At 62.6% G+C, this 22360-nt stretch carries 24 protein-coding genes and 1 pseudogene; 14 read left to right on the top strand and 11 right to left on the bottom strand.

What is annotated here, in order from left to right:
- The first annotated feature begins 132 nt into the window (after nucleotides 1–132).
- The 3 genes from ASD00_RS06710 to ASD00_RS06700 all read left to right on the top strand — a co-directional run bounded on the left by ASD00_RS06710 (nucleotide 133) and on the right by ASD00_RS06700 (nucleotide 2484).
- Complete coding sequence (locus ASD00_RS06710) at nucleotides 133–1440, top strand: MFS transporter (RefSeq protein ID WP_025424770.1); 1308 nt, start codon at nucleotides 133–135, stop codon at nucleotides 1438–1440.
- The gene (locus tag ASD00_RS06705) at nucleotides 1427–1615 is read left to right on the top strand and encodes a DUF1192 domain-containing protein (protein ID WP_057205668.1); all 189 of its coding nucleotides are present in this window, start codon (nucleotides 1427–1429) and stop codon (nucleotides 1613–1615) included. Before ASD00_RS06710 ends, ASD00_RS06705 begins: the two co-directional genes overlap by 14 nt.
- A gap of 350 nt (nucleotides 1616–1965) precedes the next feature.
- Nucleotides 1966–2484 carry a DUF1465 family protein gene (locus ASD00_RS06700; protein WP_025424772.1) on the top strand — a complete coding sequence of 173 codons (519 nt, stop codon included), beginning with the start codon at nucleotides 1966–1968 and terminating at the stop codon, nucleotides 2482–2484.
- A 179-nt stretch (nucleotides 2485–2663) separates the two neighbouring features.
- Here the strand turns inward: ASD00_RS06700 and rpmE are convergent, their stop codons facing one another.
- Nucleotides 2664–2885, bottom strand: a complete 222-nt coding sequence (gene rpmE, locus ASD00_RS06695; RefSeq protein WP_025424773.1) for a 50S ribosomal protein L31 — start codon at nucleotides 2883–2885, stop codon at nucleotides 2664–2666.
- A 209-nt stretch (nucleotides 2886–3094) separates the two neighbouring features.
- Here rpmE and ASD00_RS06690 point away from each other — a divergent pair, with 209 nt between their 5' ends.
- Nucleotides 3095–4897, top strand: a complete 1803-nt coding sequence (locus ASD00_RS06690) for an ABC transporter transmembrane domain-containing protein (protein ID WP_082523471.1) — start codon at nucleotides 3095–3097, stop codon at nucleotides 4895–4897.
- A gap of 131 nt (nucleotides 4898–5028) precedes the next feature.
- On the top strand, nucleotides 5029–6021 hold the full coding sequence (locus ASD00_RS06685) for a tripartite tricarboxylate transporter substrate binding protein (RefSeq protein ID WP_025424775.1): 993 nt from the start codon (nucleotides 5029–5031) through the stop codon (nucleotides 6019–6021).
- A gap of 308 nt (nucleotides 6022–6329) precedes the next feature.
- Here the strand turns inward: ASD00_RS06685 and ASD00_RS06680 are convergent, their stop codons facing one another.
- The 6 genes from ASD00_RS06680 to ASD00_RS06655 form a co-directional block, all read right to left on the bottom strand.
- Nucleotides 6330–7976 carry an FAD-binding dehydrogenase gene (locus ASD00_RS06680; protein ID WP_057205666.1) on the bottom strand — a complete coding sequence of 549 codons (1647 nt, stop codon included), beginning with the start codon at nucleotides 7974–7976 and terminating at the stop codon, nucleotides 6330–6332.
- A 120-nt stretch (nucleotides 7977–8096) separates the two neighbouring features.
- Nucleotides 8097–9128, bottom strand: a complete 1032-nt coding sequence (locus tag ASD00_RS06675) for a peptidoglycan -binding protein (RefSeq protein WP_057205664.1) — start codon at nucleotides 9126–9128, stop codon at nucleotides 8097–8099.
- Between the two features lie 3 nt (nucleotides 9129–9131).
- Entirely contained in the window at nucleotides 9132–10235 is a 1104-nt protein-coding gene (locus ASD00_RS06670; protein WP_025424778.1) for a MotA/TolQ/ExbB proton channel family protein, read from the bottom strand.
- A 255-nt stretch (nucleotides 10236–10490) separates the two neighbouring features.
- Nucleotides 10491–11291 (bottom strand): inositol monophosphatase family protein, encoded by an 801-nt coding sequence (locus tag ASD00_RS06665; protein ID WP_025424779.1) that lies wholly within the window; start codon nucleotides 11289–11291, stop codon nucleotides 10491–10493.
- A 384-nt stretch (nucleotides 11292–11675) separates the two neighbouring features.
- Nucleotides 11676–12845 carry a tetratricopeptide repeat protein gene (locus ASD00_RS06660; protein WP_025424780.1) on the bottom strand — a complete coding sequence of 390 codons (1170 nt, stop codon included), beginning with the start codon at nucleotides 12843–12845 and terminating at the stop codon, nucleotides 11676–11678.
- Between the two features lie 9 nt (nucleotides 12846–12854).
- Nucleotides 12855–13508, bottom strand: a complete 654-nt coding sequence (locus ASD00_RS06655) for a thiamine phosphate synthase (protein ID WP_025424781.1) — start codon at nucleotides 13506–13508, stop codon at nucleotides 12855–12857.
- Between the two features lie 102 nt (nucleotides 13509–13610).
- Here ASD00_RS06655 and ASD00_RS06650 point away from each other — a divergent pair, with 102 nt between their 5' ends.
- Together ASD00_RS06650 and ASD00_RS06645 are read left to right on the top strand one after the other, a co-directional pair.
- Nucleotides 13611–14390: a sulfite exporter TauE/SafE family protein gene (locus tag ASD00_RS06650; RefSeq protein WP_025424782.1), complete on the top strand. Its 780-nt coding sequence runs from the start codon at nucleotides 13611–13613 to the stop codon at nucleotides 14388–14390.
- A gap of 97 nt (nucleotides 14391–14487) precedes the next feature.
- Nucleotides 14488–14748: a metalloregulator ArsR/SmtB family transcription factor gene (locus tag ASD00_RS06645; RefSeq protein ID WP_025424783.1), complete on the top strand. Its 261-nt coding sequence runs from the start codon at nucleotides 14488–14490 to the stop codon at nucleotides 14746–14748.
- A gap of 161 nt (nucleotides 14749–14909) precedes the next feature.
- Here the strand turns inward: ASD00_RS06645 and ASD00_RS38465 are convergent, their stop codons facing one another.
- The gene (locus tag ASD00_RS38465; RefSeq protein WP_038575691.1) at nucleotides 14910–15083 is read right to left on the bottom strand and encodes a DUF465 domain-containing protein; all 174 of its coding nucleotides are present in this window, start codon (nucleotides 15081–15083) and stop codon (nucleotides 14910–14912) included.
- 212 nt (nucleotides 15084–15295) lie between these two features.
- On the opposite strand from ASD00_RS38465, the gene ASD00_RS06640 reads away from it, so the two are divergent.
- The 7 genes from ASD00_RS06640 to ASD00_RS06610 all read left to right on the top strand — a co-directional run bounded on the left by ASD00_RS06640 (nucleotide 15296) and on the right by ASD00_RS06610 (nucleotide 19637).
- Nucleotides 15296–15499 (top strand): YdcH family protein, encoded by a 204-nt coding sequence (locus tag ASD00_RS06640; RefSeq protein ID WP_025424784.1) that lies wholly within the window; start codon nucleotides 15296–15298, stop codon nucleotides 15497–15499.
- 53 nt (nucleotides 15500–15552) lie between these two features.
- A complete protein-coding gene (purE, locus tag ASD00_RS06635) occupies nucleotides 15553–16017 on the top strand; it encodes a 5-(carboxyamino)imidazole ribonucleotide mutase (protein ID WP_038576471.1) in 465 nt (154 codons plus the stop codon).
- Nucleotides 16014–17063 (top strand): 5-(carboxyamino)imidazole ribonucleotide synthase, encoded by a 1050-nt coding sequence (locus ASD00_RS06630; protein WP_025424786.1) that lies wholly within the window; start codon nucleotides 16014–16016, stop codon nucleotides 17061–17063. Before purE ends, ASD00_RS06630 begins: the two co-directional genes overlap by 4 nt.
- Before the next feature lie 176 nt (nucleotides 17064–17239).
- The gene (ykgO, locus tag ASD00_RS06625; RefSeq protein WP_025424787.1) at nucleotides 17240–17365 is read left to right on the top strand and encodes a type B 50S ribosomal protein L36; all 126 of its coding nucleotides are present in this window, start codon (nucleotides 17240–17242) and stop codon (nucleotides 17363–17365) included.
- Nucleotides 17366–17446: 81 nt separating this feature from the next.
- Complete coding sequence (locus ASD00_RS06620; RefSeq protein ID WP_025424788.1) at nucleotides 17447–18061, top strand: hypothetical protein; 615 nt, start codon at nucleotides 17447–17449, stop codon at nucleotides 18059–18061.
- Nucleotides 18062–18096: 35 nt separating this feature from the next.
- Entirely contained in the window at nucleotides 18097–18615 is a 519-nt protein-coding gene (locus ASD00_RS06615) for a hypothetical protein (RefSeq protein WP_025424789.1), read from the top strand.
- Nucleotides 18616–18632: 17 nt separating this feature from the next.
- A complete protein-coding gene (locus tag ASD00_RS06610; RefSeq protein ID WP_057205662.1) occupies nucleotides 18633–19637 on the top strand; it encodes an alpha/beta hydrolase in 1005 nt (334 codons plus the stop codon).
- Nucleotides 19638–19651: 14 nt separating this feature from the next.
- Here the strand turns inward: ASD00_RS06610 and ASD00_RS06605 are convergent, their stop codons facing one another.
- The 3 genes and pseudogenes from ASD00_RS06605 to ASD00_RS06595 form a co-directional block, all read right to left on the bottom strand.
- Nucleotides 19652–20209: a substrate binding domain-containing protein gene (locus ASD00_RS06605; protein ID WP_025424791.1), complete on the bottom strand. Its 558-nt coding sequence runs from the start codon at nucleotides 20207–20209 to the stop codon at nucleotides 19652–19654.
- A 244-nt stretch (nucleotides 20210–20453) separates the two neighbouring features.
- Nucleotides 20454–21893 carry a pyruvate kinase gene (pyk, locus tag ASD00_RS06600; protein WP_025424792.1) on the bottom strand — a complete coding sequence of 480 codons (1440 nt, stop codon included), beginning with the start codon at nucleotides 21891–21893 and terminating at the stop codon, nucleotides 20454–20456.
- Nucleotides 21893–22264 (bottom strand): annotated as a pseudogene (locus ASD00_RS06595) (DUF1036 domain-containing protein); the annotation flags it as partial. The gene pyk and the pseudogene ASD00_RS06595, both read right to left, overlap by 1 nt.
- Nucleotides 22265–22360 lie beyond the last annotated feature (96 nt).

The following is a 22360-nucleotide window of genomic DNA, read 5'->3' as shown; positions in this document are numbered from 1 at the left end:
TTCTTGGGATGATGCATTAGAGGGCTATTGTTTCCGCCGCCGATTTGCAATGACCGGCCGGACAGAATCCGGCTGGCAATTCCGGGCACACCGCCCTAACTTGCTGACGGCAGAACGATTTTCGGATGGATGATGAGAAAAAACCTGCTCCCCGTCGCCTCGCTCCTGCTGGGCACGCTGTTTCTCTTCCTGGGCAACGGCCTGCAGGGCCTGCTTTTGCCGGTCAGAGGCACGGCCGAGGGCTATCCCACCACCATCCTTGGCCTGATCGGCACGTCCTGGGCGGCCGGCTTCGTGCTTGGCTGCTTCTTTGCACCTAATGTCGTCAAGCGCATCGGCCATGTGCGCGCCTTCAGCGTCTTTACCTCGATGATTGCCATCGTCGCGTTGATGACCGGCATCCTGATCGACCCGACCTGGTGGCTGATCCTGCGTGCGCTGACCGGTTTTTCCACTGCCGGCACCTCGATGATCATCGAAAGCTGGCTCAACGAGCGCGCCACCAATGAGAGCCGCGGCGTCATCTTTTCCCTCTATATCGCCATCACGCTCTTCGGCGTCGTCGGCGGCCAGATGATGATCCCGTTCGGCGATACCTCCACCAGCACCCTCTTCATGATCTGCGGTATTCTCTATTGCGTCGCTATGCTGCCGACCCTGCTCTCGAAGGCCGCCTCGCCGCAGCCGCTGAAGCAGGTCCAGCTCGACCTGCGCGGGCTCTATCGCAATTCCCCGGTCTCGTTCCTCGGCATCCTGCTCGTCGGCATCGCCAACGGCGCTTTCGGCACGCTCGGCGCCGTCTTCGGCCGCCAGGCGGGCCTCTCCGACAGCACTGTCGCGGCGATGATGAGCGTGGCGATCTTTGCCGGCGCGGTGATGCAGCTGCCGGCCGGGCGCCTGTCCGATCGCATCGACCGGCGTTACGTGCTTGCCGCCCTTGCCGGTGTCGGTGCGCTGGCGGGGCTCCTGATCTTTCTGGTCGAACCGAGCCAGGTCTGGATCGTGCTTACCCTGATTGCGATCTATGGCGCGGCGGCCAACGCGCTCTACCCGATCGCCGTTTCGCATGCCAACGACTTTGCGACGGCAGAGGATTTCGTCAAGGTTTCCGGCGGATTGCTGCTGCTCTACGGCATCGGCACCATTATCGGCCCGACCATCGGCGGCCCGGTGATGACTGCGACCGGCCCCTACGGGCTGTTCATGATCACCGCCTGCGCCCATATCCTCATCACCGCCTACGCCATCATCCGCAGCCGCATGCGCGCGCCGGTTCCGGTCGCCGAGCGCGATGCCTTCTCGCCGATCAACGCCGGAACGGCGATGACGCCCGAGAGCTTGCAGCTCTCGCCGCGCGCAGCACCGTTCGATGAAACACATGATGACGACGACGGCGATATCGACCCCGAACAGGAGGAGAAGTCGAATGGGCCTGTTTGACGAAGACCAACCCAAGAAGAAGCTGGCGCATGAGATCGGCAGCGACCTGTCGCTTCTGTCCGTCGACGAGCTCACACAGCGCATCGCGCTGCTGAAGGAGGAAATCGCCCGGCTCGAGGCGGAGCGCGAGCGCAAATCCGCAAGCCGATCTGCGGCCGAAGGCCTGTTCCGCTGACGATCGCACAAGGACAAACGGCCCGAAACGGCGCTTTCTTAACGGTATATTAAGCATTCTCTGCGATTGTCTGTTTATCCGGAGCTTTCCGGACTCAGACAATTTCTCCGACTGGCGAATGGGTCTGATTTTTCTCCCTGTTTTACCTTGAGAGCCGCTTTCCGCGGCTCTTTTTTTGTTTTGATATATGTCGCTGCAAAGAATTGTGGAGATTAACCCTTTCTTAAGAATGCTCTTGCGCGAAATGCGCTATGGCATCATTCTTCAGGCATAGAGGCGGCAAGGAAACTTTTCCCAAAACCGCCCGTTACCCGACTGTCGTGATGCGTTTGAACCAGGGAAAACAGGTCATGTCCGAAAGAGGATTGAATACCGTCAGTTTCGCGGGACACGCGGCGGCGTCGGCGCAGTTCAAGGCGCTCTATTCGGAAGGCATGGGTCTGGTCGAAGAAACCGCGAGCTATCTCGACGGCCCCGGTCGCCTGGCCTCCAAGGTCCTGCCGCGCATGGCATCGGTCCTCTATGCAGCAGAATCCATGCGTCTGACCACGCGTCTCATGCAGATGGCATCATGGCTCCTGCTTCAACGCGCTGTCAACAACGGCGAGATGAGCCGCGACCAGGTGCTGTCGGAAAAGAGCAAGGTTCGCCTCGACAGCTTCAACGTCGACCGCAGCGCGCCCGGCTGGAGTGAGCTGCCGGAAGCATTCCGCGACCTCATCGAGCGCTCACTGCGCCTGCAGAACCGCGTCGCCCTGCTCGATCGCGAGATCTACCGTCCGCAGGAAGCCTCGACCTTCGTTCCTGATAACCAGAACGGCGTCAAGGCGCAGATTAAGCTCTTGCAGACGGCCTTCGGCACCAACTGATTTCAAGATATTCGGCAGTTCGCTGCCAACGAAACGAACCCGGCCTCTAGCCGGGTTTTTTCATGCGCGGCTTGAGCCGGCTCGCACGATCAAAGATCGGCCTTAAGTCGGAACGGAAATCCGCACAACAAAAAGCCCGGCAGAGCCGGGCTTCGAAAACGCGCCAAGAGAGCGTGCGATTAGAGGCCGAGGCCTTCGAAACGCTTCTTGAACTTGGAGACGCGGCCGCCGCGGTCCATGAGCTGCTGGTTGCCGCCCGTCCAAGCCGGGTGCGACTTCGGGTCGATTTCCAGGTTCATGGTGGCGCCTGCCGAACCCCAGGTCGAGCGGGTTTCGTATTCGGTGCCGTCAGTCATGACCACCTTGATCAGGTGATAGTCGGGATGGATGTCTGCCTTCATAACGATCTTCCTAGAGTTCCAGGGTCCAATTGTCGCAAGGCATTGCGACTTCGAGACCGAACACGTAAATGAAGCCGCGGACCGGCTGATGGGCCACGGCTTCCCAATTCGATGCCGTGCCTATACATCAAGGTCCGCGGGATAACAAGTGCCGCGCGGAAGACTCATGGGCAAACCCGCCCCCTCCGTGATTGGCGAACGGGGGTCATGTGTCCGAACGAGCAAACCAGTCACCAGCGCGTAAATCCATTCGCCCTCTCGCCACGCTGCTGCCCTACCTCAAGCGCTACCGCCATCTGGTCATCGGCGCCGGGATTTCGCTCGTTATCGCTGCGGTGACGACCCTGACGCTGCCGCTCGCCGTCAGGCGCATGGTCGACAACGGCTTCTCCAATTCCGACAGCGGCTTCATCAATACCTATTTCTCGATGCTGATGATGCTCGCCATCATCCTGGCTTTGGCCAGTGCGGCCCGCTACTATTTCGTCATCACCCTTGGCGAGCGCATTGTCGCGGATCTCCGGCGCAACGTCTTCCAGCACGTCACCCGCCTTTCCGCGTCGTTCTTCGACGTGAACCAGTCGGGCGAGATCGTCTCGCGGCTGACCGCCGATACCACGCAGCTGAAGTCCGCCGTCGGCGCGACGGCATCGGTAGCACTTCGCAACCTGATCCTGTGTCTCGGCGCCATCGGCATGATGGTCTATACCAGCCCGAAGCTGTCGAGCCTGGTGCTGGCGGCAATCCCGGTGATCGTGTTTCCGCTGGTCGGCTTCGGCCGCTCCGTCCGCCGCCGCTCGCGCGAGGCACAGGACACCCTGGCGATGGCATCGGCCTATGCCGGCGAGGCGATCGCCGCCTCGCGCACGGTTCAGGCCTTCAACAGCGAGGACATCGCCAACAACCGCTTCGGCAACGCCGTCGAAGATGCCTTCGGCGCGGCACGCGCGGCCATCAAGGCCCGCTCGGTGCTGACAGCCTTCGCCATCACCATGGTGTTTGGCAGCGTTGTCGCCGTCCTGTGGTTCGGCGCGCGCGACGTGCTGGCGGACAATCTCTCGGCCGGAACCCTCAGCCAGTTCCTGCTTTATTCGGTCTTCGCCGCCGGTAGCCTCGGATCGCTATCGGAGGTCTGGGGCGAGCTCTCGCAGGCAGCCGGTGCCGCCGAGCGGTTGAACGAGCTCTTGACCGAAGTCCCGGAAATCGAGGCGCCCGAAACCCCCGTCGCCATGCCGGCGCCGGCGCTCGGCGCCATCAGCTTCGACGAAGTCTATTTCGCCTATCCCGCGCGCCCTGATTACAAGAGCCTGAACGGCCTGAGCTTTGCGATCAAACCGGGTGAAACCGTCGCCATTGTCGGCCCATCCGGCGCGGGCAAGAGCACCGTCTTTTCGATGCTGCTGCGGTTCTACGATCCGGCAAAGGGTGCCATCACGGTCGATGGCGTCGATATCCGCACCGTGGACCCGAAGGATCTGCGCGACCGCCTGGCGATCGTGCCGCAGGACGTCACCATCTTCGCCTCCTCCGTCCACGACAACATTGCCTTCGGCCTGCCGGGTGCAAGCCGTGAGGCGGTGCGCGCCGCTGCCGTCGCCGCCCAGGCCGACGAATTCATCGGCCGGATGGAGAAGGGCTACGACACGCTTGTCGGCGAGCGTGGCATCACGCTCTCGGGCGGCCAGCGCCAGCGCATCGCCATTGCCCGCGCCATCCTGCGCAACGCGCCGATCCTTTTGCTCGACGAGGCGACCTCGGCGCTCGACGCCGAAAGCGAGACACTGGTGCAGAAGGCACTCGAAGGCTTGCTGCATGAACGCACGACTGTTGTCATCGCCCACCGGCTCGCAACCGTCTTGAAGGCCGACCGCATCCTCGTGATGGAACACGGCCGGATCGTCGAAGAGGGAACCCATGCCTCGCTGATCCGGCAGGACGGGCTCTATGCCAAGCTGGCCCGTTTGCAGTTCAACCACGGCGCCGAGGAGCTGTTCCTGAACCCGGGGAAGTAAGACGACCACTACCATAGTCGCATGCCGGCATGTCCGGCATGCCATTGCAGCTGGAAAGCCGGACCCTATTCTATAGGTGCCGGCTTTTTTCGGCCGCCACGACCGATGTGGATTGTTCAGGGAGGAACCTAATGACATTTTCGAAGTTGACCCGCCGGGCGGCGCTTGCCCTCGGCTTCACCGCACTCACCGTTCTCGGCTCCGGCATCCAGGCGAATGCCCAGGACTTTCCGGATCGCGCAATCACCCTTGTCGTTCCCTTTGCCGCCGGCGGCTCGACCGACGTGGTCGCGCGGATCGTGGCGCAGAAGATGTCGGAGGATCTCGGCCAGCAGGTCATCGTCCAGAATGTCGCCGGCGCCGGTGGCAACCTCGGTGCCGACAATGTCGCGCGCGCCGACCCGGACGGCTATACGATCCTCATGGGCACGGTGGCGACGCACGCCCTCAACCCGCTGATCCTCAAGACCAAGCCCTATGACCCGGAAAAGGACTTCGCTCCGATCTCGCTTCTGGTCGTCGTTCCGAACGTGCTGGTGGTCAATCCGGAGCTGCCGGCCAAGACCGTCGAGGAGCTTCTGGCACTGCTCAAGGCCAAGCCCGATGAATATGCCTACGCTTCTTCCGGCAATGGCACGCCGCTGCACCTCTCCGGCGAGCTCTTCAAGAAGATGGCCGGCGTCAACATGCAGCATATCCCCTACAAGGGCGCCGGACCGGCGCTCAACGACGTCATCGGCAACCAGGTGCCGATCATGTTCGACAACCTGCCGTCCTCCTCCAGCCACATCAAGGCCGGCACCTTGCGGGCGCTTGCGGTAACGACCGCCGAACGCGCGCCATCCTTCCCCGACGTTCCGACGGTCGCGGAGGCAGGCATTCCGGGCTACGAAACCTATACCTGGAACGCGCTGTTTGCACCGGCCAACACGCCCGAGCCGGTTGTCGCCCGCCTGAACGAAGCCGCCAACAAAGCGCTTGCGGACCCGGCCGTGGTCGAGCGGATGAAGGAATTCAGCGCAACCATCGTCGGCTCTACGCCGCAGGAGCTTGCCGCGCATGTGAAGGCCGAGCTCGCAAAATGGACGCCTGTCGTTCGCGACGCCAACATCCAGATGGATTGATCAGAGTTACTTGACCCCATCTGCCGGATCGGCCCCTCATCCGGCTGCCGCCGCCTTCTCCCCGCCTGCGGGGAGAAGGGATATGTGGCACGCGCTCGCCGATCTCGAGCGTCTCCGTCTTAGGCGGGGCCATCAAAACGCTCATGTATTTCGCATTCCCTGGCCGAAACCGCTTCGCACTTTTCCGGGAAGCTCTGGCCATAACAAGCGCTGGGCCGACTGCAGCATGCGTCCCCTCTCCCCGCTTGCGGGGAGAGGGCTAGGGTGAGGGGCCCGACACGCGGACAACGATAGCCGATTCAGCCCGCTTAGACCGCACCCGCATGCCTCCCGGCGACACGGCCGGAATAGATGCAGCCGCCGAGAAACGTGCCTTCCAGCGCGTTGTAGCCATGCATGCCGCCGCCGCCGAAGCCTGCGACTTCACCTGCAGCGTAAAGGCCCGGCACCGGTTCGCCCGACTGCTCCAGCACCTGGCCGGCCAGGTTGGTCTGCAGGCCGCCGAGCGTCTTGCGCGTCAGGATATGCAGCCTGACGGCAATCAGCGGCCCGGCCTTGGGGTCGAGCAGGCGGTGCGGTTTGGCGGTACGCAGCAGCCGGTCACCGCGGTAGGACCGTGCCCCGCGGATCGCCGTCACCTGCGCATCCTTCGAGAAGGGATTGGTGATCTCGCGGTCGCGCGCCTCGATCTGCTCGCGCAGGTGATCGACCGACAGCCGGTTCTCAGCCGTCAGCGCATTCATCGCCGGCACGAGATCGTCGAGCCGATCGCGAACGATGAAATCCTCTCCCCTGTCCATGAAAGCCTGCACCGGTCCGGGCGGGTTCTTGCCCAGCCGCTTGAGCAGGAGAGAGATGCTTTTGCCGGTCAGATCAGGGTTCTGTTCGGAACCGGATAGGGCAAATTCCTTCTTGATGATCGCCCGCGTCAGGATGAACCAGCTGTAGTCATGGCCGCTTTCGCGGATGGCCTGCAAGGTGCCGAGCGTATCGAAGCCGGGCATCGCTGGCGCTGAAAAGCGATTGCCGTCAGCATCGCACCAGAAGGACGACGGACCGGGCAGGATGCGGATGCCGTGATCCGGCCAGATCGGATCGAAATTCTTCAGGCCTTCGGTGTAGTGCCACATGCGATCGGAATTGATGACCGAGCCGCGGGCGCGGCCGGCAATCTCCAGCATGCGGCCATCGACATGATGCGGCACGCCGCAGACCATCGTCGCCGGCGGCTGGCCCAGCCGCTTGCGTGGCCAGTTGCGCCGTACCAGCTCATGGTTGCCGCCGATGCCGCCCGATGTCACGATCACCGCGCCCGCCGAAATCTCGAAATCGCCGGCGACATCACGCGAGCTGCGCTGGCCGCGGCCGACCGGATCGGCCTTGAGCACCGAACCGCGCGCGCCGGTGACCGCCCCATCCGTCGTCACCAGTTCGTCGACGCGGTGGCGGAAGCGAAAACGCACGAGGCCGCGGCTTTCCGCCTCGCGCGTCAGCCGCACGAACGGCTCGATAACAGCCGGGCCGGTGCCCCAGGTGACGTGGAAGCGCGGAACAGAATTGCCATGCCCATGCGCAAGGCCGCCACCGCGCTCGGCCCAGCCGACGACGGGGAACCAGCGCATGCCGAGCGAATGCAGCCAGCTGCGCTTCTCGCCGGCAGCGAAATCGAGATAGGCATCGGCCCACAATCGCGGCCAGTGGTCCTCGGGACGATCGAATTGCGACGAGCCCATCCAGTCCTGGCGGGCGAGCTGGCGACTGTCCTTGATACCCATGCGCCGCTGCTCGGGACTGTCGACGAAAAAGAGACCGCCTAGCGACCAGAAGGCCTGACCGCCGAGGTTCTGCTCCCCCTCCTGATCGAGAACGATCACCTTGCGGCCAAGCGCTGCTGCCTCAGACGCGGCCACAAGACCGGCAAGCCCAGCACCGACGACCAGTACATCGCAATCCATTAACGGCGCCCTCCCCTGCATCCGCCAAGATGCAAGCTTCCCCCTGCATGTTGTGGATGCAAGTGTTACGCGCACGTCAAGGTCAATTCAAGGGCGTCGGACCGAGGGCTATCCTTGAGCCTATTTCTCGGTCAGCTTCAGCTCGATACGACGGTTCTGCGACCGCGCTTCGACGCTCTCGCCCTCGGCGATCGGCTGATACTCGCCGAAACCGGCGGCGACCAGCCTGTCGGCCGGCACGCCCTTGGAGATCAGGAACTTGACGACGGATGTGGCACGGGCGGACGAAAGCTCCCAGTTGTCGGCAAAACGGCCGGTGCCTGAAAGCTGTACATTGTCCGTGTGCCCGTCGACGCGCAGCACCCAGTTGATCTCCGCCGGAATTTCCTTGGCAAGGTCGAGCAGCGCCGAGGCGAGCTTGGCCATTTCAGTCTGGCCCTCAGGATTGAGTTCGTTGCCGCCGGAGGGGAAAAGCACTTCCGACTGGAAGACGAAGCGGTCGCCGACGATGCGGATGTTTTCGCGATCGGACAGGATTTCGCGCAGCCGTCCGAAGAAATCGGAACGATAGCGGTTTAGTTCCTGCACCCGCTGCGCCAGCGCGACATTCAGCCGGCGACCGAGATCGGCGATCTTCGTCTGCGAAGACTGGTCCTTGGCTTCCGACGCCTGCAATGCCTCTTCGATCGCCGCGATCTGGCTGCGCAGCGCCGCGATCTGCTGGTTGAGAAGCTCGATCTGGCTCATGGCACGGGCGCTGGTCTGGCGTTCGGCGTCAAGCTCGGCACCGACACGCCCAAGCTTCTCGTTGGCGGCATCCGTGCTGCCGGCGCCCTGGTCGAGCAAGGCTTTCAGGCGAGAACGCTCGCCTTCCGACTGGGAGAGGGAGGCCTGGAGATTGGCGAGTGAATCCTCCAGATCCTGCTTGCCGCTCTTTTCGAGCGCGAGCAGCTGTGTCAGCTCGTTGATCTGGCTGTTCAGCCGGGTCAGAACCTCGTCCTTGCCGCTGATTTCGCGGCTGAGCAGGAACTGCGCCAGCACGAAGACGCTGAGCAGGAACATGATCGACAGGAGCAGGGTCGACAATGCGTCGACGAAACCGGGCCAATAGTCGATCGTGCGCTGTGAACGGCCTTTTCGGGCAAGCGCCATGGATCATTCCCCTCCGGTATCGTCCGCATGGCTGAGCTTGGCCTGCGATCCGGACTTCTCGCTGTTCACTGAAATGCGCTCGGAGTGGCCGATGCGCGTCGTGAGCTTGTCCAGCGTCTTGCGCATCGCCTTCGCCTCTTCCTGCTGCGCCTCGATCCAGTCGCGCAGCATCTGCTGCTCGCCGCGCATGTTCTTGACCAGACCCTGAATACCTTCAGCCAGGCTCGCCATTGCCGCCGTCGTGCGCTGGTTGGAACCGCCTTCATGGTTGAGGCGGACGAGCTGGTCCGTCAGGCGCTTCAGCTCCTCGACCGGCGCGCCGGTCGACAGGTCGCCGGCAATCGAGAGTTCCGATCCGACATCGGTGACGGAGGAGAGCCAGTTTTCAAGCTCGGTATAGAACCGGTTCTGCGCCCGACCCGCCTGCAGATCGAGAAAGCCGAGGATCAGCGAACCGGAAAGGCCGAAGAGCGACGTCGAGAACGCCGTTCCCATGCCGGTCAGCGGCGCCGACAGGCCGTTCTTGAGAGCGCCCAGCACGTCCTCGGTGCTGCCGGAACCGGCATCCAGTGACTGGATGACGGTGTTGATGGAGCCGATCGTGCCGAGCAGACCCCAGAAGGTGCCGAGCAGGCCGAGGAAGACGAGCAGACCGGTCAGATACCGCGTCGTGTCGCGCGATTCATCCAGCCGTGTTGCAATCGAATCCAGGATCGACCGCAGCGCCGTCGTCGAGATCGCCGTCTGGCGGCCACCGATCAGCGCGCGCATCGGCGACAGCAGGACCGGATCCCGCCCGACCTTGTCGGCGCTGCCGGCGGCGCGGAAAGAATTGAACCAGCGCACCTCTGGACGAAGCCCGAGCACATGGTTGAACGCCAGCAGGATGCCGATCAGCAGCACCCCGAGGATCAGGCCGTTCAGGCCGGGATTGGCGAGGAAGGCATTGTGTGCCTGCCGAAAGAGGATCGCGCCGACGAAACCGACGATGATCAGGAAAATCACCATGGTCCAGAAAAAATGCATGGGGCTCGAAAGCTTATGCGGATTGTAGTCTGCTTCCACCCCTTCCCGACCGTCCCACCCGGACAGATGCAGTTTCGTCATGGGTATACCATTCTCCCGGTTGCATTTGGCGGAACGGTGCCGCGACGCGTCGGAGCCTACTGCATAATTCCTCAAATCGGAATCGATTTAAGAGAAAGTTATGCAGCAAGTTAACGCGCTGCAGCATCCATCGCGCGTCCTGTTTAACGTGTGGCGCTGTAGTGGAGCTTTGCGCCGAATTGAAGGAAAAAACAAAAAGCCTCCGACACATGGAGCGCCGGAGGCTTGGCAAGCAGGAAACGGACGGGCCGTCGATTATTTCGACGGGATCGGACGGTGAACGACGTCGCGCAGCGCCTTGGTGATGTATTCGTTGCCGCAAACGATCGAACCCTCGTTGACCGGCTTGGCGCCGCCATCGATATCCGTCGACCAGCCACCGGCTTCGCGGATCAGAAGCACGCCGGCCGCAATGTCCCAGGCGGCCAGGTCGCGCTCCCAGTAGCCGTCGAAACGGCCGGCTGCAACATAGGCGAGATCGAGTGCCGCCGAGCCCATGCGGCGGATGCCGGCGACTTCGCCCATCACGTGGCGCAGTTCGATCAGGTATTTGCCGTGATTGCCACGACCGAGATGCGGCGTGCCGGTGGCGATCACCGCATCCGACAAGGCCTTGCGCGCAGCGACGCGCAGGCGACGGTCATTGAGGAAAGCGCCGCCGCCACGCTCGGCGGTATACAGTTCGTCGGTTGCCGGGTTGAACACGACAGCGCCGACGATCTCGCCCTGGCGCTCAAGCGCGATCGAGACAGCAAAATGTGGAATGCCGTGCAGAAAATTGGTGGTGCCGTCGAGCGGATCGACGATCCAGCGATGGGCGCCATCGGTGCCGATGATCTCCTCGCCTTCCTCGCCGAGGAAGCCATAGGTCGGACGCGCCTTCAGCAGTTCTTCGCGGATGAGCTTTTCGGCCTTGCGGTCGGCCTGGGACACGTAGTCGCCCGGTCCCTTGAGCGAGACCTGCAGGTTCTGGACTTCACCGAAATCGCGCGCCAGCGACTTGCCGGCCTTGAAGGCGGCCTGAACCATGACATTGAGGAGAGCTGAACGGGCCATCTGGCGATCCTTGTGAAGCGAAGGCCGATCGAGCCTTCTCGATCGGACATTGAACCTGTGTGACGGAACACGGGGATAGCACCTGCCGATCGGGCAAGGCCTGTCATCGAGTTCCATCGTCAAAAAACCGAGTGAAGATCACTCCGCCCGGGACGTGCCGGAAAACCATGGCGCCAGGGGCAAAAACCGGGGCTTCAAGACCACAAAAACCCCGGAAGTTCAAGAGAAATAGCGCCTGGCTCGGCCGAACAGCCGAGATTCAGGCGCCTACAGCGCCGCGCGTCTTATTAGACGCGCAAAGGTCGCTGTAGCACTTTGATTTTTGCTGCATGTTTTTATCCTTAAATCGAATAGGATTTAAGGAAACATGCAGTGGAATCCCGGTCAGCTCGAGCGGAACTTGTTGGCTGCGCTGAGTGCCGCCTTCTGCTGCTGCTCGTTGAGACCGAGGTAGAAGTCTTCCAGCGCATCGTCCTTGAGGCCGGCGCGGCGCGACAGCACATACCACTTCGCCGCCTCGACCGGATTGGGCCGGGTGCCGATGGCGTTGACATAGAGATGGGACAGCCGGTTCTGCGCCACGACATTGCCGCCTTCCGCCGCCCGCTTCATCCAGCCGAAACCGTCCTCCAGGTTGCGATCGCCGGCAATGCCTTCGATCATCCAGATGGCGATGTCGAGCTGCGCCGTGTCGTAACCAGCATGGGCCGCCCGAAGCAGCCATTCCCTGGCCCGCGCCCGCTTGCCTTCGTCAATGCCATCGACGTTGAGATAGATCTGCGACAGCGCATATTGCGCGTCGGCGATCCCCTGCTCGGCCGATTTTTCGTAGTAGGGCATAGCGGCCTTCAGACCCTTCGGTCCGGGGCTGTCGGCCACGAGCGTCTGGCCATAGTTGAACTGGGCCGACCCATTGCCGAGATCGGCCGCCTTCTTCATCAGTTCTTCGGACTTCTTGCGGTCGCGCTTGACGTAGCGCCCTTCCATCAGGATCAGCGCGTATTTGAACATGGCGGCCGGGTCGCCGTTTTCAGCCGCCTGTCCGTACCAGAACGCCGCCTGCTTGGCATTGCGCACCACGCCGAGGCCCTGCTGCAGGATTTCGGCAACAAGCGTTTGCGCGGCAGGATCGCCGAGCTGCGCGCGCGGAAGTGCGAGATCCATCGCCGTCAGATAATAGCCGCGCTGGAAAGCGCCGTAGGCGTCGTCGACCTTGCCGGCGAATGGCTTTTCCGCAGGTAGTGCCGGCAGTTCGGCGCCCATGCGGTCAAAGACATTGACGCCCTGCGAAGGCACCGTGCCATCACCAGCCTTCTTCTTGTCCGCCGGGTCAGCCGGCTTGGCCACAGGCTTGCCCGTGCCTTCTTCAGGCATCGCTGCGCCATTGAAGGGGGTGATGCGGCCGCGCTTTGCAGCGCCACTATCATCGGCGTTGACGCCCAGCTCCTGCACTGGAGCCGGCTTTTCCTGCGCACGCACCGGCGTCGCCACGGCGGCGGTGGCGGCAAGGAGGGCAACGCCCCAACTGAGCTTTGAAGACAGGCGGTTCAACATCGACACGTCTTAAGCTTCAAACCGTGGCGCTTTTTCGTCAAGAAGCGCGTTGACGGCGGCGACCACCGACGGCGCCTGCTCGGGCTCGCCGAAGACGGCCAGGCGAAGCGCCACGAATTCGGCGCCGGTCTCGGCCGCCGCCAATGCGGACTGCGGATCCGTGCCGCCCATGACGATGCAGGGGATCTCGATCATCGAGGCCCACCATTCGGCGAGCGCCAGGTTCTTCGGATGCGCATCCGGCTTGATGTCGCCGTCCGTCTTGCCGAAGAACACGTAGTCCGGACGCACTTCGCCGATTTGAAGCGCGTGATGGCGGTCGGCCGCGTTGCCGCCGCCGACGATAAGCTTCGGCGTGTGCTTCTCGACCGCCTCGCCAAGTGCTTCGGCATTGCCGGAAATATGCAGGCCGTCGGCCCTGGCGCGTCCGGCGACCCGGGAATCGCCCTCGATCAGCGCAGCGGCTCCAGCCTCCTGGATGATCGGCACGAGGCGCTCGGCGTGTTTCTGGAACTCGGCGTCATCGAGGCCATATTGCGGCACGATCACCGAAGCGACGTCGCCGCCCTTCAAGGCGTCGGCAAGCACCTTGGCGCGATCCGCCGGATCAGCGATATCCGGCGCAATCAGCACCAGGCGGCAGCGTTCTATTGTCTTGCTCATGACATCCATTTCTAGCTGTGCCCGCATGTCGACGGAAACCAGCGCTCGATTTCGTTTGGGAAAACCGATAGACGGAGACGTCAAAAGGATCAACCGCCACCGATGCTTCCCGACCTGGACTTCTATCTCGTCGCCATCCCGGCGGTTCTTCTCGTTGGCCTCAGCAAGGGCGGTATGGGCGAGGCCCTTTCGTTGATGGGCGTGCCGATCCTGTCGATGGCCGTCTCGCCGGTTCAGGCGGCCGCGCTGCTCTTACCGATCCTGATCGCGATGGACCTCGTCTCGCTCTGGATGTGGCGCAAGCACGGCGATCGCAAAACCCTGTTCATGCTCCTGCCCGGCGCCATCGCCGGCATTCTCATCGGCTGGGCGACGTCGGCCTATGTCTCGCGCGACTATCTGCGCCTGATCATCGGCCTCATCACCGTGCTGTTCGTCCTGCGTTATGTCTACAATGTCTGGCGCATGCGCAACGGAATAACGATCACGCCCAAGCAGCAACGGGCTGGCCCCGCAACGCTCTGGGGCTCGTTTGCCGGCTATGGCAGCTTTGTCGCCCACGCCGGCGGCCCGCCTTTTCAGATCTACGCCCTGCCGCTTCAGCTCGATCCGCGCGAATACACCGGCACGATCGTGCGCTTCTTCGCCATCCTCAATGCCGTCAAGCTCATCCCCTATTTCGCGCTCGGCCAGCTCGACATGAGCAATCTCAAGATCTCTGCGACACTGTTTCCGCTGGCGATCGTTGCCACCGTCTGCGGCGCCTTCATCGTTCGCCGCATGAAGCCGCAGATCTTCTATCCCTTCATGTATAGCATGGCTTTCATCGCCGGGCTGAAGCTGCTGTGGGACAGCCTCAACAGCCTGCTGGCCGGCGCCTGACTGCATCCAAGCGATCGATCATATTGCAAAGCAAAACGAAAATGCCGCAGCGCACAAATTTCTTGCCGCCCGCGGTGATTTCGCTTAACGTCCGGTCATGACCATTGCGGACCCTTTCGATGCCATCGCGGATCCCAACCGGCGTTACCTGCTGGAGGAACTGCGGCGCGCGCCGAAAACGGTCAACGAACTGGCCGAAGGATTGCCGATCAGCCGGCCCGCGGTATCACAGCACCTGAAGGCCCTGCTCGACTGCAATCTGGTTTCGGTTTCGGCCAACGGTACGCGGCGGATATATGCGATCAACCGCCCTGGCTTCGACAGGCTCAACCTATGGTTGGATCAATTCTGGGCCTGATGACCGGACGGGAGCGTAACCGCGGCCTGACACAAATCGACCGGGTCTCAAACCCGGTCGAGCGATCCGTATCTTCCGTTGAGGGGATTGGTTGTGAACCTTGTTGCGTCGTCTCCGCGGAGAGGACACCTCCCGTTGTTACTGGGAAATACCGTTTATAATCAGTGAGTCGAGGAGCGAAGCCTTTCGATTTCGTCCCTGATGCGCAGCTTCCTTCGCTTGATGTCGCTGATCATTTCGTCCTCGATGGACGGCTGGTTCATTGCTGCATGGAGCTCCTGCTCCAGTGCGCCATGTTTTTTCTCAAGCGTTGCAAGATGAGCCTCAATGGTCATTGGCAGTCCCTTCCTTTTGCTTGCATCCGGCTGGTAAATGCCGGATGTTCCATGGTTGTAACCTTACTACTGTGCCATGCCATTTTTCATTTGTCGAAGGCGAAATGATGACGACGGATAACTTCCCGTTACCGCCCAAGATGTGATAGAGCGGCGCATGAAATTCCGGTTCGAGGAGGACTTCGCAACCGGGCTGATGGGGATCGCTTTGCATGCCGGACCAGGACCAGGCCGAACTCAGATTGACCGCCGCGCGGCTGAGGCAGGAACATGAAGATTATGATGCTGCCATCAACGCCATGATTCAGACCGGCTGCGATGCGCTGAGAATTCAGCGCATGAAGAAGAAGAAGCTGGTCATCAAGGACAAGATCACCAAGCTCGAAGACCAGATCATCCCCGACATCATCGCCTGAAGCGGAACTTTAAAGACGTGCTCGACACCACTACCCCACCCGTCGCCATCATCATGGGAAGCCAGTCCGACTGGGAGACGATGAAGAACGCCGCCGATACGCTCGACGCGCTCGACATTGCCTATGAGGCTCGCATCGTTTCTGCACACCGCACACCTGATCGGCTGGTAAGCTTCGCCAAGGGCGCGCGCGACGAAGGCTTCAAGGTCATCATCGCCGGTGCCGGCGGTGCCGCCCATCTGCCGGGCATGTGCGCCTCGATGACGCCGTTGCCGGTCTTCGGCGTGCCGGTGCAATCGAAGGCACTGTCCGGGCAGGACAGCCTGCTGTCGATCGTCCAGATGCCGGCCGGCATTCCCGTCGGAACGCTGGCGATCGGACGCGCCGGCGCGGTCAACGCGGCACTACTCGCCGCAGCCGTACTGGCGCTCAGCGACAACGACCTTGCCGACCGTCTCGACGACTGGCGCGAGCAGCAGACCGTCGCCGTCGCCGAGTATCCGGTGGACGACGCATGACAACCATTGGCATCATTGGCGGCGGCCAGCTCGGCCGCATGCTGGCCATGTCTGCTGCACGGCTGAACTTCCGCGCCATCATCCTCGAGCCGCAGCCCGACTGTCCGGCAGCGCAGGTGGCAAACGAACAGATCGTTGCCGCCTATGACGATGAACGCGCGCTCGATGCGCTGGCGGCCGCCTGCGACATCGTCACCTACGAATTCGAGAATGTGCCGGTTGCGGCCGCCGAGAGGCTCGCCCGTGCCCGGCCTGTCTTCCCGCCGCCGAAGGCACTGGAAGCCGCCCAGGACCGCCTGGTCGAAAAACGCTTCCTCAACGACAGCGGCATCGTCACCGCCCGCTTCCATGCGGTCGACAGCCAGGCCGATCTTGAGGCGGCACTTGCCGATTTCGGCGGTTCCGGCGTCCTGAAGACCCGCCGCCTCGGCTATGATGGCAAGGGACAACGCGTGTTCCGCTCCGGGCAGGACAGCCCGCAAGGCGCCTTCGCGGCGCTCGGCTCCGTGCCGCTGATCCTCGAAAGCTTCGTGCCGTTCGAGCGCGAAATCTCCATCATCGCTGCCCGCTCGGTAGATGGCGCCGTCGCCTGTTACGATCCGGCGGAGAACGTTCACCGCAACGGCATCCTGCATACATCCACCGTACCCGCGGCCATTGGCCCTGCCACCGCCGAGACCGCGCGCACTGCGGCCAAGGCGATCCTCGATGCGCTCGGCTATGTCGGCGTCATCGGTGTGGAGTTCTTCGTGCTTGCCGACGGTAGCCTCGTCGCCAATGAAATGGCGCCGCGCGTGCATAATTCCGGCCACTGGACGGAGGCGGCCTGCATCGTCTCGCAATTCGAGCAGCACATTCGCGCCGTGGCCGGCCTGCCGCTCGGCAATCCCGTTCGCCACTCCGACTGCGTGATGCAGAACCTGATCGGCGACGACATCGACGATGTGCCGGCCTGGCTTGCCAAGGACAACGTTTTCGTCCATCTCTACGGCAAGACGCAAGCCCGACCGGGCCGCAAGATGGGTCACATCACCCGCTTGACGTGAGCCTCAAAGCCACAGAAATGCGGGGCAAGGCGCCAAAATCCGGTGTCTTGCGGTTGACACAACAGGGGTGACACGGTATTTGCCATCCCACCTTATGGAGCGCGCTGAATGGCGCGCTTTTGATTGTTAGAAATACCGGGCGAATTTTGTTTCCCCGAAACCTGCGGATCAGGAAAATGAAGATCAAGAATTCGCTCAAGTCGCTGAAGACCCGCCATCGCGAAAACCGTCTGGTTCGTCGCAAGGGCCGTATCTACATCATCAATAAGCAGAACCCGCGCTTCAAGGCACGTCAGGGCTGAGGCCCAGACTGGTTTCTGTTTGGCGTCTCGCTTCGGCGATGTCCCAAAATTGATTTTGATCTTATTCCGTGGCGAGCTAACATGCTCGCCATGCGAGTTTTTGTACCCTTGATTCTGGCGTGTTCCGCCCTTCTCGCCGCCTCAGTTGGAGCCGGCACCCTGACTTTCGCCGCAGAGACGGCGCCGGAAACCGAGGCCGCCAGCCTCACCACCCCAAAGCAACGCCTCGACGCCCTGTTCTCCGACCTCAAGAAGGAACGGGACGCCGACAAGGCGCGCGAACTCGCCAACCAGATCCGCCTGGAATGGCAGGATTCCGGCAGCGCGACGGTCAACCTGCTGATGCAGTGGGCCGACAAGTCCATCACCGACAATAAGCCGGCGGCAGCCCTCGATATCCTCGACCAGGTGATCACGCTGGCCCCGAGCTACGTCGAAGGCTGGAACCGCCGCGCGACCCTGCACTACACGATGGGTAACTATCGCAAGTCGATGTCGGACATCAATCATGTCCTGTCGCTCGAGCCTCGGCATTTCGGCGCGCTCGCCGGCATGGCCGCAATCCTCGGCTCCGCCGGCAAGGACGAGCTGGCGCTCAGGGCCTGGGAGCAGTTCCTGGCAATCTATCCAGCCGATCGCAAGGCACAGGAGCAACTGGGCGAGCTGACCGAAAAGCTCGCGGGCAGCAAGACGTAAACCGGACGGATGCCGAAGCAAGCGCAGGCCCCGCGATGACGCCTCCCACGGAACTGGCCGCTATCCGCAACCTTGCCACGGCAGCGCACCTGTTCGTGGAGCCGATCTGGCTGGAATGGAATAGCGCCTGGAACGGCGATGCGCCGGTCACGCCCTCTCAATGGACATGCGGGCGCACAAGTCTGTTTCTGTCGCGTGCCCTGGCGGCTGAAGGTTTCGAGGCTTCATGGGCAAGCGGCACGCCCCGCCTGTCATCTTCCGGGCCGGAATTGGGCGATTTCGGCTTCCTCAGTGACGCCGGCTGGCAAAGCCACGCCTGGGTCGAGTGCGGCAACGTTATCGTCGATATTACGGCCGACCAGTTCGGCGCTCCTCCCGTGCACATCGTCGATCGCTACGATCGCCGCTATAGCAAGGGCGACCGCGACACGGCATTGCCGGAGTTCATTCGGGCCCGTCAGCGCGCGGTGGACGAAATCTGGCCACGATGGCGCTGCAATAGCAGAAAACCATCGACCCTTATCCCTGAGATGTTTGCGTACACTGCAGAGTAAGAGGAGCCGCCGAGACAATGGTTCTAGCCGCCCTGTTCATCGTTGCCCTCACCCTCGCAGGCATCGCCTACAGCCTGCGTAGCGCACGAAACATCAGCGCGCGGTTCCCGAATACGGGCGAGCTGATCGACATCGGCGGCTTCCGCATGAACAGCGTCCACCTGCCGGCGACTTCGGAGGCTGACCTGGTCCCGCTCGTCTTCATCCACGGTGCGAGCGGCAACCTGCTCGATCAGATGCATGCCTTTGCTCCGGCCTTCGAGGGCCGCGCGGAGATGCTTTTCGTCGACCGGCCGGGCCACGGCTACTCCGAGCGCGGCGGGCGGGCGAATGATCGCCCCGATGGCCAGGCGGATGCGATCGCAAAGCTGATGGACATGCGAGGCATGCCTCGGGCGATCATCGTCGGCCACTCCTTCGGCGGGGCGATCGCCGCGAGCTTTGCCCTTCGCCATCCGGAAAGGACGACAGGCCTTATCCTGCTGGCGCCCGCGACCCATCCCTGGCCGGGCGGCATCGACTGGTACTACCGGCTGACGGCACTGCCCTATGTCGGCTGGCTGTTTGCCCATACGCTGGCTGCGCCGATCGGCCTCCGGCGGATCGATAGTGGCACGCGGTCGGTCTTTTCGCCCAATCCGCGACCCGCCGACTACATCGACAAGACGGCGCCGCACCTCGTGCTGCGGCCGCTGGCCTTCCGCAACAACGCCGTCGATGTCGCCAATCTGCACGCCTACGTCACCGAGGTCGCCCCACGATATCAGGAGATCGCCGCACCCACGATCATCGTCAGCGGCGACAGCGACGACATCGTGCTGGCCGATATTCACTCGCGCAGCCTGGCGCGCGACATTGCCGGATCGGAACTGCTGTGGATCGGCAACCTCGGCCACAAGCCCGATTATGTCGTCACCGACGTGGTTGTCGCCGCAGTGGAGAAACTGGTGGGCAAACCCGGCGATCTCCGCGCAGCGGTGAAGCTCGCCGAAGAGAGGCTCACCGACGGCAAGGCGCATTGATAGGAGCGGAAGTTTTATCTCAACCGATCCGAGGCCTGAGCCGTCGACCTTCCCAGCGTCTCGACGAGATAATCGATGAACACGCGAACCTCGGGCGAAAGGTGACGTCGGCTGAGGTAGACGGCATAGAGGTTGAGCGCGCTCATATGCCAGCTTTCCAGCAAGGGGACCAACCGACCGGAGGCGATATCGTCTCCGACGATGAAGTCCGGCTGTACGATGACCCCGCCGCCGGCGAGTGCCAGCGCGCGCAGCAGATCGCCATTGGTGGCATGCACGACCGGATCAATCCGAACCTGCGTCTCGCGCCCCTCGACATCGGAAAACATCCAGCTATCCCCGAGCGAGAGATAGGAATAGCTAAACGTTTCATGGCCGCCGAGATCGGACGGTTGCTGCGGCGTGCCGCTGCGAGCGAGGTAATCTGGCGAAGCACAAACGATCATCCGCACCGGTGCGATTTCACGCGCGATAAGGCTGGCGCTGGGCGCGCGGGCAATGCGCAAGGCGACATCGACACCGGAATGGGCGAGATCGACGAGCATGTCGGTCAAATCGATGTCGAGACGCAAGCCGGACCAGCGCCTCGGCCTCTTGATATCGGCGAGTATCTGCCGGGCACGTTCGTAGAAGAGCTGTCCCGGCTCTGTGAACAGGTCACTGGACCAAGGAAGGCGTGATGGATGAGGAATACCTCTTTTGGGACACTCAGGGCTTCATGAAGCAGATCGGCCTGGCCCAATAGAAAGACAGAGGCCACGGGAGCAGGTTCACTGCTCCCATGGCCTCCTGGCATTCTGAAACGAGCGGCGAGCCTCAGATACCGCTCAGGCCGTCCGAGCCGATATAGGCGATGCGCAGCATGTTGGTGGCGCCGGGGGTGCCGAGCGGCACACCGGCCGAGATGATGACCCGTTCGCCGGGCTTGCCGAAACCCTCATGAGCAACGATGCGGCAGGCACGGTTGACCATGTCGTCGAGATCGGTCGCATCCTCGGTGACGACGCAATGCAGGCCCCAGACGACCGAAAGCCGGCGAGCCGTCTGGACGATCGGCGACAGCGCGATGATCGGAACCTGCGGGCGCTCGCGCGCGGCGCGAAGGCCCGTTGTGCCGGACGAGGTGTAGCAGACGATTGCAGACAACCGCAGCGTCTCGGCGATCTGGTGGGCGGCCAGCGAAATCGCGTCGGCACCGGTCGCCTCGGGCGGCGTGCGCTGCGCGTAGATGATGCTGGAATAGTGCGGGTCGCGCTCGACGCTGCTGGCGATCGACGCCATGGTCGAGACGGCTTCCACCGGATACTCGCCGGAGGCGGATTCAGCCGACAGCATGATGGCGTCGGCGCCTTCGAAGACGGCAGTCGCCACGTCGGAGACTTCAGCGCGCGTCGGCACCGGCGCGGAGATCATCGATTCCAGCATCTGCGTGGCCACGACCACCGGTTTGCCGGCGCGGCGACAGGCGCGCGTCAGCTGCTTCTGCAGGCCAGGCACAGATTCGAGCGGCATTTCGACGCCAAGGTCGCCGCGTGCAACCATCAGCGCGTCGGAGAGCTCGATGATCTCGTCGATGCGCTCGAGCGCCTGCGGCTTCTCGATCTTGGACATCAGACCGACGCGGCCGCGGGCGATCTTGCGAACCTCGGCCAGGTCCTCGGGACGCTGGACGAAGGACAGCGCCACCCAGTCGAACTCTCCGGTTGCCAGAATCGCATCGAGGTCCGAGCGGTCCTTGTCGGTCAGGACGCCGACGGCCAGCAGCGTGTCGGGCAGGCTGACGCCCTTGCGGTCGGAAATCTTCGTGCCGGCAACAACCGTTGTGACGATGCTCTTGCCGTCGGTCTTTTCGGCGCGCAGGTGCAATTTGCCGTCATCGATCAGCAGGCGATGGCCAGGCTTGACCGCTTCGAGGATTTCCGGATGGGGCAGAAACACACGGGTGCTGTCGCCAGGCTCGTCCTTGTTGTCGAGGGTAAAGGTCTGACCGACCTTGAGGTCGACCTTGCCTTCGGCAAACTTGCCGACGCGCAGCTTCGGACCCTGCAGGTCGCCGAGAATGCCGATCGGGCGGCCACAGCGCGCTTCGACCGCGCGGATGCGCTGCACCAGCGTGCGCATCACGTCGTGGCTTGCGTGGCTCATGTTGATACGGAACAGATCAGCCCCCGCCTCGTGCAGCTTCTGGATCATCTGCTCGTCGGCCGACGCCGGTCCGAGCGTGGCGAGGATTTTGACTTTTCTGTTCCGCTTCATCAATTCTGGCTTTCCTGCGTGCCGGGCGTATCGGAGAGCTGAACCATCCAGCTTCCCTGCCGCCCCGTGTCATATTCCTTGAATCCCATCCGCTGGAAGCCGCGGGCAAAGCAGTCCTGCACGCCCGAAACCTTGAATTCGTTTTCGGCGACGCACATGTTGACGTCGCCGGTCCAACGGCCACCCCGGGCCGCGTCTTCAGCGTAGAGATAATAGTATCGCGATTCGAGCTCGCCCTCGATCAGGGTCGCACATGTGGTCGCGGGAACCTGCCACCACCCCTCGGTTACCCAGCCTTCCTTGGCGCGGTAACCGATCGCCACGCCGACCAGATTTTGCGTGCCATTGCAGACGCGAAAATCGGCGCGAGCCTCACCGGCAAATAGAAATGAGCCTGAAATAGCCAGGGAAAACAGGAGGATCCCCCCCAATGTCGACAGCCCCGGCTTCGCTTTGGAAAATGGATA

Origin of the sequence: Ensifer sp. Root31 (genome assembly GCF_001424825.1) — a bacterium.
GTDB lineage: Bacteria > Pseudomonadota > Alphaproteobacteria > Rhizobiales > Rhizobiaceae > Ensifer > Ensifer canadensis.
Note: the sequence above shows the minus strand (reverse complement) of the source record. Positions and strands in the feature narration are given on the sequence as shown.

Bases quoted from the DNA above. Each gene is read 5' to 3' on its own strand.
- ASD00_RS06650 (WP_025424782.1), top strand. From the start codon at position 13,611: ATGCTTCCCGACCTGGACTTCTATCTCGTCGCCATCCCGGCGGTTCTT.
- ASD00_RS06655 (WP_025424781.1), bottom strand. From the start codon at position 13,508: ATGAGCAAGACAATAGAACGCTGCCGCCTGGTGCTGATTGCGCCGGAT.
- ASD00_RS06665 (WP_025424779.1), bottom strand. From the start codon at position 11,291: ATGGCCCGTTCAGCTCTCCTCAATGTCATGGTTCAGGCCGCCTTCAAG.
- ASD00_RS06700 (WP_025424772.1), top strand. From the start codon at position 1,966: ATGTCCGAAAGAGGATTGAATACCGTCAGTTTCGCGGGACACGCGGCG.
- rpmE (WP_025424773.1), bottom strand. From the start codon at position 2,885: ATGAAGGCAGACATCCATCCCGACTATCACCTGATCAAGGTGGTCATG.
- ASD00_RS06705 (WP_057205668.1), top strand. From the start codon at position 1,427: ATGGGCCTGTTTGACGAAGACCAACCCAAGAAGAAGCTGGCGCATGAG.
- ASD00_RS06620 (WP_025424788.1), top strand. From the start codon at position 17,447: ATGCTCGCCATGCGAGTTTTTGTACCCTTGATTCTGGCGTGTTCCGCC.
- ASD00_RS06680 (WP_057205666.1), bottom strand. From the start codon at position 7,976: ATGGATTGCGATGTACTGGTCGTCGGTGCTGGGCTTGCCGGTCTTGTG.
- ASD00_RS06645 (WP_025424783.1), top strand. From the start codon at position 14,488: ATGACCATTGCGGACCCTTTCGATGCCATCGCGGATCCCAACCGGCGT.
- ASD00_RS06670 (WP_025424778.1), bottom strand. From the start codon at position 10,235: ATGACGAAACTGCATCTGTCCGGGTGGGACGGTCGGGAAGGGGTGGAA.
- ykgO (WP_025424787.1), top strand. From the start codon at position 17,240: ATGAAGATCAAGAATTCGCTCAAGTCGCTGAAGACCCGCCATCGCGAA.
- ASD00_RS06710 (WP_025424770.1), top strand. From the start codon at position 133: ATGAGAAAAAACCTGCTCCCCGTCGCCTCGCTCCTGCTGGGCACGCTG.
- ASD00_RS06630 (WP_025424786.1), top strand. From the start codon at position 16,014: ATGACAACCATTGGCATCATTGGCGGCGGCCAGCTCGGCCGCATGCTG.
- ASD00_RS06660 (WP_025424780.1), bottom strand. From the start codon at position 12,845: ATGTTGAACCGCCTGTCTTCAAAGCTCAGTTGGGGCGTTGCCCTCCTT.
- ASD00_RS06640 (WP_025424784.1), top strand. From the start codon at position 15,296: ATGCCGGACCAGGACCAGGCCGAACTCAGATTGACCGCCGCGCGGCTG.
- pyk (WP_025424792.1), bottom strand. From the start codon at position 21,893: ATGAAGCGGAACAGAAAAGTCAAAATCCTCGCCACGCTCGGACCGGCG.
- ASD00_RS06685 (WP_025424775.1), top strand. From the start codon at position 5,029: ATGACATTTTCGAAGTTGACCCGCCGGGCGGCGCTTGCCCTCGGCTTC.
- purE (WP_038576471.1), top strand. From the start codon at position 15,553: ATGGGAAGCCAGTCCGACTGGGAGACGATGAAGAACGCCGCCGATACG.
- ASD00_RS38465 (WP_038575691.1), bottom strand. From the start codon at position 15,083: ATGACCATTGAGGCTCATCTTGCAACGCTTGAGAAAAAACATGGCGCA.
- ASD00_RS06615 (WP_025424789.1), top strand. From the start codon at position 18,097: ATGACGCCTCCCACGGAACTGGCCGCTATCCGCAACCTTGCCACGGCA.
- ASD00_RS06610 (WP_057205662.1), top strand. From the start codon at position 18,633: ATGGTTCTAGCCGCCCTGTTCATCGTTGCCCTCACCCTCGCAGGCATC.
- ASD00_RS06675 (WP_057205664.1), bottom strand. From the start codon at position 9,128: ATGGCGCTTGCCCGAAAAGGCCGTTCACAGCGCACGATCGACTATTGG.